The following is an 11961-nucleotide window of genomic DNA, read 5'->3' as shown; positions in this document are numbered from 1 at the left end:
ATTTTCACGCCGCCTGATGCTGCCTCCCAAATGTCTCGTGCAGCATGGCCGGGATCAGGGCCTCCACATCCTGCGCGGTGTTGGCGCGGATGGTGCGGGCTTCGTGCGCCTTCGCATGAAGACGGTCGAACCATTGCTGGCGGCCGATCGGTGGCGTCGGGACAGTGATCGCCTCCAGCGCTCCTTGCCCCAGAGTGCGGTTTCTGTCGGCACTTCCAGGCGATGCGGATTGGACCTTACCGAGACCTTCAGAGGTCTGGAGGTAGAACCAGATGAAATCGGCTGTCGCGAGCCCCTGAGTGGGAACGCATGTCAGGTAGCGGTGCGAGCCGACCCGCCCATGGTCGTCGGGGCCAGCCACCGCGAACGCCCCCTCCCAAGCCTTGATGTTGCTGAACACGAGGTCGCCTTGCTGAACAAGGAAGAGCTTTTGCCAGCTCAGGTCCGCGCCCAGCAGATCGGGCTTGTGAAAAGTACCGCGGCCGAACGAACGGACGCCGAGCTCGGGATAGCTCGCGTCAAGATCGATCTCGACCGGCCTGCGCACCAGCGGCGCGACCTCGGCCATGGGGCGCAGGGGGGCGCCATCGATGGCGCGCTGGAAGGCTTTCAGCAGCAGCGCCTGCGTTTCGCGCTCGGCCTCCTCGATGGCGTTGCGGCGTTCGTCCACCAGTGCCGCGACCCTGTCGAGCTTTTCGACGATGCGGCGCTGATCGTCGAGGGACGGCAGCGGGATCTCTAGCGACAGGAACTTTTCTGGAGAAATAGTGTCGCGGCGCGCGCCCATACCGCGAGACTTCCGACGTAGTGCATGCCAATTGGGAGCGTACTTAAGGAACCATCCCACATAGGCGATAATTGCCCGTTCCTCGTCGCACCGGAATGTGGGGAACTGGGTCGAGAGAAAGCGTCCAGAATTTTCTGGGTCAACGACGGCGATCGCACCTTCCCAGCCCTTGAGCTGGCTTAAGACGACCTGCCCGACCGAAAGCTGGTGAAAACGCTTGTAGGTTGTCTCCGATCCGCGCAGCGGCTCACGATGGAAAAGCCCTCGCCCAAAGCCGTAGACGCCAGACATTTCGTAAGTTGTTGTCGCATCAATATCGACTGCATCTATATCAAGCCGCAGAACTTCGGACAGCGGAACACTCTTGTCGCGCATCACACTCGCTCCGCTAGCACGGCCTTGATCTCGTCCATAATTTCGATGATCCGCTGCTCCTGTGCGATGATCGCATCCGCGATCTCCGCCGGCGCACGGTGATCTACGACCTCTGCGGAATGCGGGTTCTTGATGTCCAGATTGCAGGCGACAATGCGATCCTGCGCATCTCGCTGGACCAGGTCAGCGGCCGAGACCTTCCAGGCGCGCTCGTTCGGCTCGCGCTTCTTCCACCAGGCGAGGCAGTCCGCAAACTCCTCATAGGCCATGGGCGCAGTTTTCGAGTACTTCTTGCGGCCCTCAGGCAGCGGCATCTCGTAGTACCAGATGTCCTTCGTCGGTCCGGTCGTGTCGAAGAAGATCAGGTTGGCCGGGATGTCCGTATAGGGCGCGAACACCCCCTCACGCAGCCGGACCACCGTGTGCAGGTTGAACTTCTCGAGCAGATCCGCCTTGATCCGCGCCGAGATGCCATCGCCGAACAGCGTGCCATGCGGAACGACGACCGCGGCCCGCCCGCGCCCGGCCCGCTTCAGCCGCCGCATGATCAGTTGCAGGAACAGCAGCGCCGTTTCGGCCGTGCGCCGGTCCTCGGGGAAGTTGTTGAGGATGCCTGCCTCCTCCTCGCCGCCGAATGGCGGATTGGTCAGGATGACATTGACCCGCTGATCCTCGCCGATCTCGGCCAGGCGGAAACGAAGGGCGTTGCCGGGGTCGATGCGCGGGGCGTGCAGGCCGTGCAGCAGGAGGTTGAGCTGGGACAGCAGGAACGGCAGCGACTTGGCCTCGCCACCGAAGAAGCTGTCTTCCTGCAGGATGCGCCGCTTCTCGACCGTGTCTGCCTGGCGCTCGAGATGCTGGAAGGCCTCGGTCAGAAATCCCCCGGTTCCGCATGCCGGGTCGAGGATGGTCTCGCCCAGTTTGGGATCGGTCACCTCAACCATGAACCGCACGACCGGGCGGGGCGTGTAGAACTCGCCCGAGTCCCCCGCCGCGTCGCGCATCTCTCGCAGCAGCGTCTCGTAGAGGCGGCCAAGGGTATGGACTTCCTCCGAAGAGTCGAAATGGATGCCGTCGATCAGGTTGACCACGTCGCGCAGCAGGTAGCCGCTTTCCATGCGGTTGGCGAAGCCCTGGAAGACCGTGGCGATCACGTCGCGCCGCTCTCGCCGCCCATTGTCGCCGCGCAAGCCTCGGAGATAGGCGAAGAGTCCCGGGCCGCGGGTGCCGTCCGGACGCTCCGTCATCTCGGAAACGAGAAACGACAGGAGGTCCGGGCCTGTGATGCCATCCGCATCCGCAGCCCAGTCGCGCCAGCGATAAGGAGCCTCGATGATCGGGCGATAGTCCTTGCCTGCGAGCTCCGCGCGTCCCTCCTCGATCCGCTCCATGTCGTCGAGGAACTTCAGGAACATGATCCAGGTGAGCATCGGCAACCGATCGAGGTCGCCGTTCAGCCCCTTGTCCTTCCGCATGATCTTGCGGGCGGACTTGATGATGCTGTCGAGACGCTGGGCAGTGGTCAGTTGCTTCGGCTCAGCCTTCTTACGGGCGGTTTTGGCCAAGTTGGATCTCCTTCAATTCAAGCGGTGTAGAGCAGACGCTGCAGCTCGGTGACGGCGCTGCGCAGCTCCTTGCCCCCGCCGAAGCGGGCGGCGATTTCGATGACGTTGCCCCACTCGTTGAACGGGGGCACTTCGAGGATGTCGGGTAGCTTGAACTGGGCACTGCCATGTTCGGCATACTTTTCAAGCACGGCATCCAAGACCTCGCGGGCATCCGGCCCGAAGCGGTCCAGAAACTCGTCCTGCTCTCTCAGCAGACGGTCTGCGCGCTCGCGCCGGGTTCGCAGCGGCGCGTTATATGCCAGATGGCAAAGGAGATCGAACGGATCGGCCTCCGGCTTTCCGACTGCATCAGCCAATGAGTCTAGGTCGATGCCCTTCTCCTCGAGCCGCTCGACGATTTCCGCCCGGCGTTCGGGGTCAAGCCAGTCCGTGCGCAGTTCCGACGCATTGGGATAGAGCGTGCGAACCTTGTCGCCGGTGTAATCGGTAAGCTGGCGGCAGGCGAGCTGCCGCCCATCGGAATCGAGTTCGTACACGAGGTGCCGGACAATCGCTACCTCGCCGCCGTCGACATAGAACTTGCGGGGCCCGTTCTCGCCTTCGTCCCCCAACTCGACGGGTCCATCCGGGATATCGGGTCCTTCAGGAAGATCGTCCGGATCCGGCGCCACGTCTTCGATCTCGCGCTCTTCCACGATGTCGCCGTCGGCATTGATGACTGCTTCGTCCTCGCGGACGGGATTGCCGTCAAAGGCGGGATCGGCGAACATGCGCGTCGCGGTTCCGGTGTAGTCGATGATGTTGAAGGCGAGCTTGCCGTAGTCGGGCCTGAGGCGGGTGCCCCGTCCGATGATCTGCTTGAACTCGGGCATCGAGCCCACGACCCGCGCGAGCACGACATTCTTGCAGGTCGGGGCGTCCACTCCGGTCGTGAGAAGCTGCGACGTGGTGAGAATGACCGGCGTCTGGGTCTCGACGTCCTGAAACTTCGCCCTGTGCGCGCTTCCCACATCGCCTTCGTCGGACGTCACACGGCAGACGTAGTCGGGATGGTCCTTCACGAGATCGGTGTTCAGGGCGGCGAGCGCCTGCCGCATCTCGAGCGCGTGTTCCTGGTCGACGCAGAAGACGATGGTCTTGGCGAAGCGGTCGGTCTCGGCCATAAAGCCCGCCAGATGTCTCGCAATGGCCTGCGTTCGTGCACGCAGCGCCACGACCCGCTCGAAGTCCCGCGTCGAGTATTCGGCGTCGGGGATCTCGCGACCATAGCGATCAAGTTCACCCCGCGTTGGACGCCAGCCGGCAGCGTCGTAGTCCGATATGACGCGATGGACGCGATACGGGGCCAGGAAGCCGTCAGCGATGCCCTGCGCGAGGCTGTACTCATAGAGCGGATCGCCGAAATAGTTGTAGGTGTCGACGTTGTCCTCTCGCCGCGGCGTCGCTGTCATCCCGATCTGCGTTGCGGGCTCGAACCACTCGAGAATTTCCCGCCAGTTGCTGTCGTCGCGCGCACTGCCGCGATGGCATTCGTCAATGATGATGAGATCGAAGAAGTCGCGCGCATACTCTCGGTAGAGGCCGGGACGGTTCTCGTCACGCGCGATGGACTGGTAGATCGCGAAATACATGTCGCGGCTCTTGACCGCCACGCCGCCAGCTACCTTGTGACGGGCGTCGCCAAACGGGCCGAAATCCTTTGCCATCGGATCGTCGACCAGGACGTTGCGATCAGCGAGAAACAGGATCTTCGGGTTCCGGTTCACCCCTTTGGAATTCCAGCGTGCCGACCACAGCTTCCAGCAGATCTGGAAGGCGACGGCAGTCTTGCCCGCTCCGGTGCACAGTGTGAGCAATGCCCGCTTCCTGCCCTGAAGCGCCGCCTGTACGGCGCGGTTCACGGCGATCTCCTGATAGTAGCGAAGCGGTTTGGCTCGGTCTGGAAAGGTGGGCGTCAGCAGCCGTTCGGCCACCTGGTCGTCGACAATGCCCTCGGCACGGCGGAGCCGAGCCCAGAGGTCATCAGGCGCTGGGAAATCAGCAATGGTTCGCTCGATGCCGGTCGTGTAGTCAAACTCGACGATCTCGATCCCGTTGGTCGAATACGCGAATTGAAGACCAAGTATTTCCGCATATTCCTTGGCTTGTTGGAGCCCCTCCGCGGCGTGCCGGTAGCGGGATTTGGCCTCAACGACGGCGATCGGGAAATCCGGATTATATCGGAGAAGATAGTCTGAACGCTTCTGTTTTCCGCGGCGAGCCTTGCCACCGACAAACACGACCCGGCCGTCGGTGAAAGTTCTCTGCTCGTTTATCGCGTGCGGGCGATCATCCCAGCCTGCTTCCTGCAGTTTCGGGACGACGAACTTTCTGCAGGTATCGGCTTCGTTCATGCGCAATCTACTTCGCCCGGTTTCGACATGCCATCGCGCAGCAAACGGCTTGTCAAAGAACTCGGCTCAGATCAACGCGCAATTCTTTGGTTTGGCAGCTCTTTCGCCTGACAACGGCTCGGAGAAGCTACAGCGTGGCCGACTGATGCCGCAAGCCTTATTCCGTCCCTGGCAGCAAGGACTCGCGCTGCCTCGACCAGTCATCAGGGATCTGCACTCGCAGCGACTGAAGCGTCAGGCCCGGTGGATGCCGTGCGTCGAGTATCGCCTCGACGAGATCGGGTGCAAGCTGCGTCAGCCGAAGCACGCGCGTGAGGTAGGAGACAGCAATGCCTTCCTGTGCGGCGAGGTCGGCTACCGTGGCAAAGTCACCGTTGTCGAGCATGCTTTTCCAGCGGAACGCGCGCGCAAGCGCCTTGATGAGCGTATCGTCCGGCCGCCCGCGCGCTTGGGTGTCTGAGGGTCGCTGCATCTCCTTGCGCCCGCCGCGCTTCACGATGCGGAATGGCACGTGGATTGTCACCGTCTCGGGGACCGCCGTCGCGCGGGTCATGCCGCTGCTCCGATGCTGCCAGATAGCATCTCGCGCGCGAGCCCTCCGAGGCCGTCAATCCGGAGCCGGACGTTTAACCCGCCTGTGCCGATGTCGACACGCTCGACCAGCAATGTCACGATGCGTGCCTGCTCGGCAGGGAAGAGTTCGTCCCACAGCGGGTCGAGCTGCTGCAATGCCGCGCGTGCGTCGGCCTCGGAGACGCCGTCGGCGTGGGCACGCGCCGCCTTCCAAGTCCCCGCAACAATCTCTGGCTGTCGGAACACGACACGGAGTTGGTCGATGACCGCGGCCTCGATCTCCCCCGCCGGCACGCGACCGACCGGGCATGATCCGGCCCCGTGCTTCAGCACGGTCTGGCTGACGTAGTAGCGGTAAAGCCTGTCGCCCTTGCGGGTGTGCGTTGGCGAGAAGGCCGCGCCATCGGGCCCGAACAGCAGCCCCTTCAGCAGCGCGGGCGTCTCGGCGCGGGTCCGCGCGGCGCGCTTGCGCGGGCTCTCCTGCAGGATGGCGTGGACACGGTCCCATGTCTCGCTGTCGATGATGGCGTCGTGCTCGCCGGGGTAGCTGTCGCCCTTGTGCACCGCCTCGCCGATGTAGGCGCGGTTGCTCAGCATCCGGTAGATGTATTTCTTGTCGATCCGGTTGCCGCGCGGCGTTCGGATGCCGCGTTTCGTGATCTCTCTCGCCAGCTCCGTGCCCGACCCGATCTCGAGGAAGTGGGCAAAGATCCAGCGGACGTGCGCGGCGGCTTCCTCGTCCACCAGCAGTTTGCGGTTTTCCACCCGGTAGCCGTAGGGCGGCACGCCCCCCATCCACATACCCTTCTTCCGGCTCGCGGCGACCTTGTCGCGGATGCGCTCGGCCGTCACCTCGCGCTCGAACTGGGCGAAGGACAGCAGGATGTTCAGCGTCAGCCGCCCCATCGACGTGGTCGTGTTGAAGGACTGGGTCACGGAAACAAACGTCACGCCGTTCCGGTCGAAGACCTCGACCAACTTGGCGAAGTCGGCGAGCGAGCGGCTGAGGCGGTCGATCTTGTAGACCACGACCACGTCGACCAGCCCGTCCTCGATATCCTCCAGCAACCGCTTCAGGCCGGGGCGCTCCAACGTGCCGCCCGAGATGCCGCCGTCGTCATATTGATCGCGGACAAGAACCCAGCCCTCGGACCGCTGGCTGGCGATATAGGCTTCGCAGGCCTCGCGTTGGGCGTGGAGCGAGTTGAACTCCTGCTCCAGCCCTTCCTCGGAGGACTTCCGGGTGTAGACGGCACACCGCAGCTTGCGGACGACCTTGGACTTTTCGGGCGGCTTCGTCATCTCCTCCCCCTGTAGTTCCTGAGTCCGAAGAAGACCCAGCCGTTCCAGCGCGTGCCGGTGATGGCTCGCGCGATGGCGGACAGCGACTTGTAGGGCCGCCCCTGCCACTCGAAGCCGTCGGCGGTGACGGTGACCACCTGCTCGACGCCCTGCCATTCACGCAGGAGGCGCGTGCCGGTGATAGGGCGGTCGCGGTCGGCGCGGATGCTGCGCTTCGCCCGGTCGCCGCCATCCAGTTCCTCGCCCAGCCGCTCCAGCCGCCGGATCGTCTCCGGCTTCAGCCCGCCATAGGCCAGTTCCTGAATGCGGTAGGCCAGACGGGATTCAAGGTAGCGGCGATTGAACGGCGGCGGCTCGCTGTCGAACAGATCGCGCCACTGCGCTTTCAGCTCGGGCGTCGGGGTGGATTTCAGCGCGGCCAGGCGCGCGGGGATGGGATCGTGGGTCGTCATGCGGTTCTCCGGTGCGTTGGAGTTGCATGACGGCATTGGTCGGGTGGATAGTGTAGGCAACTTTCTCCTGTATCGTCAGATACTTCGCCCGCCTCCCGCATCCGCAGCCGGACCAGCCCCAGTGCCAGCAGGCCGCACAGCTCGGTGCGGCGCTCGGCGGGCGTCATCAGGTCGGGCGGCAGCGGATTGGGGCGTTTCATGCGGCCGACCGCTCCGCCCGGCCCAGAACCGCGGCGGTGATCGCCCCACGGTTCCAGCGGAAGTTCAGATGACAGTTGGCGGCGTATTTCGACAGGCTGAAATCCAGCCCGTCCGCCTCGTGCCCCGCGCGCTGCAGCAGCGCCATCTGTTTCATCGTGGCAGGATCGTTCAGCCAGCGGCGGCTCTTGATCGAGGCGGTGCCGGTCTCAGTGGCGCGCAGGAAGTCGTCGGCGGCGGCGAGCGCCTGCACCCGGGTGCCGATGGCGAGCGGTCGGATCGGTTTGCTCCTCGGTTGTCCGAGGGCATGCCAGAGCGTGCCGTCGTGGAACACGCCGGCCCAGCCATTGAACCCGCTCGCCATCATCGCCTGGCCGTCGCCATGCAGGTCGCACCAGGCGAATGGCGACCGTTCCAGCAGGTCGATCTCCATCATGTCGAAGGCGGTGAGCAGCCGGGCCTCGCCACGCTCGCGCGTGAAGACATGTCCGCAGAAATCGCAGACCGAGGCGCCGAGCGGCAGTTCCGCCTCGCAGGTCGGGCAGAGTTTCCACGGGGCCTGGCCGGGCTCGGGATCGTCCTCGTCGAGGTCGATCTCCTGTTCGAGCGACCCGTGCCGGAGCGCGGCGCCCGCGAAATCGAGCACGATGCAGTCGGTCTTCACGACGCCCGGGAAACGCGCGGGATCGACACGGCGCAGGCCGCGCCCCACCGCCTGGATGAAGGTGCCCTTGTGCAGCATCGGGCGCAGGATGCCGATGCAGCCAACCGGCTGGCTGTCGAAGCCTTCGGTCAGGACCATGCAGTTCGTCAGCACCTGCACTTCGCCCCGGTCGAACCGGGCGATAAGATCGGCGCGCACCCGCGAGGGCATGTCGCCCGAGATCGTCTCGGCCGTGACGCCGGCGGCGCGGAAGGCTTCTGCCACCGCATCGGCATGGCCGACCGTGGCGCAGAAGAAGATGCTGCGCCGGTCCGCCGCCTTCGCCTGCCAGTGCTCGACCACCGCCTCGTTCAGCACCGAGCGGTTCAGCACCTTGTCGGCGGCGCGCATGTCGTAATCGCCCGCAGTGGCCTCCAGCCCGGCCAGTTCGTCCTCGACGCCGAGATCGATGGTATAGGTGCGCGGCGGCACCAGGAGACCGCGCCCGATCAGGGTGCCGATCTTCAGGTGATAGCCGACATTGCTGAAGGTGCGGCGCAGGCTGCGCCCGTCGCCACGACCCGGCGTGGCCGAAAGCCCGAGCAGCCTGATCTCGGGGTTGAGTTCCCGTGCGGCGTCGATAACAGCCTGATAGCTCTGCGCGGCCGAACGGTGGCATTCGTCGATGACGAGATGCGAGACTGGCGCCATGCGTTCGCGCCGGTTGGCGCGGGCGAGCGTCTGGACGCTGCCGAAGACGATGCGGCCGCTCCAATCGTCCTGCTCGGCCTTGACCACCGAGGTGGTCATTCCGGTTACTGCCCCGATGGAGGTCCGGTTCTGATCGATCAACTCGTCGGTGTGCTGCAGCACCAGGACGCGGTCGTGTCGCCGGTGTTCCAGTTCCTCACCGATGTAGAAACCGGCGATGGCCGTCTTGCCCGCCCCGGTCGGCAGGACCAGCATGGTGTTGCCGTGGGTGGTGGTGCGGTCGCGGGCGGCATCGACTGCCGCCCTCTGATAATCGCGTGGGATCATGACCGTCCTCCTCAGCGCGCCCAGAAGGGCGCGGAGCCGGAGGACGGCGCGCCGGACTGGCCCATGCCGGTGTTCGACAGATGGGCGCCCGTCGCGGTGAACTGAACCTGTTGCGGCGGCTGCGGCACGCTGCCCATCAGGCGCGCATATTCGGCATGGTCGGCGCCGATGGCCGCCTTGATGACGTTGCGGCCGCTGTCCTCGGGCTTGTCCTTGTCGCGCTCGATGCCGATGCGGGCCACGAACTCGAGCCCGTTCAACTCGCCGAGGCTGCGGATCATCCGCGCCGCCCGGGCAGCGTTCGACTGGTCGTCGGCGCGCACGCCCCGGGCGGATTCGAGGATGCCGCGGATCATGGCGCGGCCGCGATTGCCGTAAGTGTCGTCGCCCGGACCGCCCGCCGCCTTCCCGCGAAACCCGATGCGCGTGTAGACGCGACGCCGCGCGAAGGGCCCCTCCATCACCACCGCCTCGGTGTTGAGGTAGAGCGCCGGGCTGGTCTTGCTCTGGGTGAGCCAGCCCTCGGGCCCCGCGCCACCGGGGCGGATGGTCAGGCAGACCTTGACCAGCGTGTTGGCTGGGATGAGGTCGAACGCGGCGTCCTGCGTGTCCGCGCCGTTGAAATCCATGTCGCTCACCATGGTCATGCTCCTTGCGTCGTCAGGGGATTGGGTGCGGTCGCGGCCGCCGGCAGGTCGAAGTTCAGACGGGCGGCGCCCTCGGGACGCGGACCGCGGATCTTCGCCATGACCCGTCCGAGATGGGCGGGCTCGATCATCGACAGCCGCCCGCTGCGATCCTTCGCAGGCAGGCCGAAATCGTTGATGGTGGTGCAGATGAAGGCGCGGAACGCCTCGCCCTTCTCGGGGCGCAGCTCGGTCAGGGTGATGACCTCGTCGACGATGCCGGGCAGTTCGAGCCCGGTCTTCGAGCCCTCGATCTGCATCGAGAAGAAGGGCTTGCCGAAATCGTCGAGCTTGCGGTCCAGCAACCCGACCAGCCAGATGTTCTTGGCGGGCGTGTGCTGCAGATGCGTCAACCAGCCGATCATCTCCTGGCCGAGCAACCCGTAGGTGGCCCGCAGATCGGGCTTGCCGGTCCGGTCGGACTGCGCCTGGGACTGGCCCTTGCACCACTGCATACAGATACGCGAGGCAACCGAGATGCTGTCGACGAAGACGGTGTCGTACTTGTCGAGCTGGGTGGCCGGGCCGAAGGCCGCGCAGACCCGCGCGAAATGCCCCGGCCCATAGGACTGGTCGTCCCGCATGGCCGGGTTGGCGCCGCCGATCCAGGCAGCGAGATCGCGGGCGACCTCCCAGTCACGGATGCGGATTTCGTCGCCGGGCCAGCCCTGCACGGCCAGTTCGCCCGCCTCGAGGTTCAGAAACAGCGTGCGCTGCGGATCGAGGGTCAGCAGTTGCGTGGTCTTGCCGATACCGGAGGTGCCCGTGAGCACCCCCTTGATGCCGCGCGCTTCGCGCAGGCGTTCGTCGGCGGTGATGATCCGGAGCGGCCCGGCGCCGAAGGGGGCGCTCACTTGCCGCCCTCCAGATCGCGCGCCGCGGCCGAGATGGCGATGTCGGCACCACAGGCGCCCTGGCGGCGCGCCATCTTCAGCACGTCACCCAGAGCGCCGGTCAGGCGGTAGAGATCGGATTGCTGCCGTGCCAGAGCGACAAGGGCAAACTCGATCTCGTCAACCGTGGCGCGTTCGATCGGCACGACCTGGTCCGGCCTGTCGAAAACCGCCGGGACGTCGATGTTGTCGGGAAGCATTTCCAGCCAGCGCAGTTCGCGCAGGCGCTTCAGAGGGGTATTCTTGAACATGGTGACGCTCCGTGTTGTCGTCGGTTGCTGTCCAGGGGTCGTCGGGAAGACTGCTGCCGGGCCTGACGCCGCCCTGGAGCTTGCGGTCGGAGTGTTTCCCCGCGTGGGGGTGTTGCATTCCTCCGAGGGCCCGGCATGAAACTGGGGGACCGGGTCATCGCCGGTCCTGTTGTCACCTACCGGCGAGCCTCCGAGACTGTCGGGGCGGTGCCGAGATATGCCGCGAGATCAAGCGCCTCGGCGGCCTTCCGGATCATGGTAAGCCGGGCGTAGACTGTGCTGCGATGGATCCCGAGGGCTTCGGCCGCTTCCGTCGGCGACATGTCGATCAGGGCCAGCGCAAGGGCGCGGCAGGTCGGGGTCAGGCCAGCGAGGAGCCGCTGGACATCTCGCACCAGGCCGAACGCCTCGTCCGTTGCGCGTGTGACGGCGGCATGCGGCATCGCGCTGTCGGGCAGCGTTTCCGCGAGCGGCAGCATCTCGTCATCACCGCGCCCCTCGGCGGGACTGTCGAAGTCGATCCAAGCCCGCTCGGCCCGCAGCCGTTCGGTCGGCGCGGCCAGCGTGGCGATGCGGTTCGCCAGCACGCGGTCGGCGAAGGTGTCATACTGACCGCGAGCCGGGTCGAACTTCTCGTCCCGGCGATAGAGATGCAGCCGCAGATCCTGCTTGATGTCCTCGGCATCCATTCCGGGGACGGAGCCCGAGCGGGCCAGCCGTTCGGCGCGAATGGTGATGTTGCGGGAGACGCGCGAGCGCGCGTCGCAAATGGGGTGGAAACGCTCCATGAAGTTTCGCCTTC

11 protein-coding genes are annotated in these 11961 nt (G+C 65.4%); all 11 read right to left on the bottom strand.

What is annotated here, in order from left to right; genetic code table 11:
- Positions 1-4 precede the first annotated feature (4 nt).
- Complete coding sequence (locus JHW45_RS06940) at positions 5-1162, bottom strand: restriction endonuclease subunit S (protein WP_272860159.1); 1158 nt, start codon at positions 1160-1162, stop codon at positions 5-7.
- Complete coding sequence (locus JHW45_RS06935; RefSeq protein WP_272860158.1) at positions 1162-2727, bottom strand: class I SAM-dependent DNA methyltransferase; 1566 nt, start codon at positions 2725-2727, stop codon at positions 1162-1164. The genes JHW45_RS06940 and JHW45_RS06935 overlap by 1 nt, the downstream gene beginning before the upstream one ends.
- A 17-nt stretch (positions 2728-2744) precedes the next feature.
- Positions 2745-5123 carry an EcoAI/FtnUII family type I restriction enzme subunit R gene (hsdR, locus tag JHW45_RS06930; RefSeq protein WP_272860157.1) on the bottom strand — a complete coding sequence of 793 codons (2379 nt, stop codon included), beginning with the start codon at positions 5121-5123 and terminating at the stop codon, positions 2745-2747.
- 157 nt (positions 5124-5280) lie between these two features.
- On the bottom strand, positions 5281-5676 hold the full coding sequence (locus JHW45_RS06925; protein WP_101498952.1) for a hypothetical protein: 396 nt from the start codon (positions 5674-5676) through the stop codon (positions 5281-5283).
- Entirely contained in the window at positions 5673-6998 is a 1326-nt protein-coding gene (locus JHW45_RS06920) for a recombinase family protein (protein WP_272860156.1), read from the bottom strand. The genes JHW45_RS06925 and JHW45_RS06920 overlap by 4 nt, the downstream gene beginning before the upstream one ends.
- Positions 6995-7450: a DUF2924 domain-containing protein gene (locus JHW45_RS06915; RefSeq protein WP_272860155.1), complete on the bottom strand. Its 456-nt coding sequence runs from the start codon at positions 7448-7450 to the stop codon at positions 6995-6997. Before JHW45_RS06915 ends, JHW45_RS06920 begins: the two co-directional genes overlap by 4 nt.
- Positions 7451-7646: 196 nt before the next feature.
- Positions 7647-9329: a DEAD/DEAH box helicase gene (locus JHW45_RS06910; protein WP_272860154.1), complete on the bottom strand. Its 1683-nt coding sequence runs from the start codon at positions 9327-9329 to the stop codon at positions 7647-7649.
- 11 nt (positions 9330-9340) lie between these two features.
- On the bottom strand, positions 9341-9967 hold the full coding sequence (locus JHW45_RS06905; protein ID WP_272860153.1) for a hypothetical protein: 627 nt from the start codon (positions 9965-9967) through the stop codon (positions 9341-9343).
- Between the two features lie 5 nt (positions 9968-9972).
- Complete coding sequence (locus tag JHW45_RS06900) at positions 9973-10869, bottom strand: ATP-binding protein (RefSeq protein WP_272860152.1); 897 nt, start codon at positions 10867-10869, stop codon at positions 9973-9975.
- Entirely contained in the window at positions 10866-11159 is a 294-nt protein-coding gene (locus tag JHW45_RS06895) for a hypothetical protein (RefSeq protein WP_272860151.1), read from the bottom strand. The genes JHW45_RS06900 and JHW45_RS06895 overlap by 4 nt, the downstream gene beginning before the upstream one ends.
- Before the next feature lie 176 nt (positions 11160-11335).
- Entirely contained in the window at positions 11336-11947 is a 612-nt protein-coding gene (locus tag JHW45_RS06890) for a sigma-70 family RNA polymerase sigma factor (protein ID WP_272860150.1), read from the bottom strand.
- Between the last annotated feature and the right edge of the window lie 14 nt (positions 11948-11961).

This window comes from Paracoccus stylophorae, assembly GCF_028553765.1.
In the GTDB taxonomy this organism is placed as follows: Bacteria; Pseudomonadota; Alphaproteobacteria; order Rhodobacterales; family Rhodobacteraceae; genus Paracoccus; species Paracoccus stylophorae.
Note: the sequence above shows the minus strand (reverse complement) of the source record. Positions and strands in the feature narration are given on the sequence as shown.

What these genes read in the sequence shown, in the direction of transcription:
- hsdR (WP_272860157.1), bottom strand. Translation starts at nt 5,123, where the DNA reads ATGAACGAAGCCGATACCTGCAGAAAGTTCGTCGTCCCGAAACTGCAG.
- JHW45_RS06940 (WP_272860159.1), bottom strand. Translation starts at nt 1,162, where the DNA reads ATGCGCGACAAGAGTGTTCCGCTGTCCGAAGTTCTGCGGCTTGATATA.
- JHW45_RS06890 (WP_272860150.1), bottom strand. Translation starts at nt 11,947, where the DNA reads ATGGAGCGTTTCCACCCCATTTGCGACGCGCGCTCGCGCGTCTCCCGC.
- JHW45_RS06915 (WP_272860155.1), bottom strand. Translation starts at nt 7,450, where the DNA reads ATGACGACCCACGATCCCATCCCCGCGCGCCTGGCCGCGCTGAAATCC.
- JHW45_RS06895 (WP_272860151.1), bottom strand. Translation starts at nt 11,159, where the DNA reads ATGTTCAAGAATACCCCTCTGAAGCGCCTGCGCGAACTGCGCTGGCTG.
- JHW45_RS06910 (WP_272860154.1), bottom strand. Translation starts at nt 9,329, where the DNA reads ATGATCCCACGCGATTATCAGAGGGCGGCAGTCGATGCCGCCCGCGAC.
- JHW45_RS06925 (WP_101498952.1), bottom strand. Translation starts at nt 5,676, where the DNA reads ATGACCCGCGCGACGGCGGTCCCCGAGACGGTGACAATCCACGTGCCA.
- JHW45_RS06920 (WP_272860156.1), bottom strand. Translation starts at nt 6,998, where the DNA reads ATGACGAAGCCGCCCGAAAAGTCCAAGGTCGTCCGCAAGCTGCGGTGT.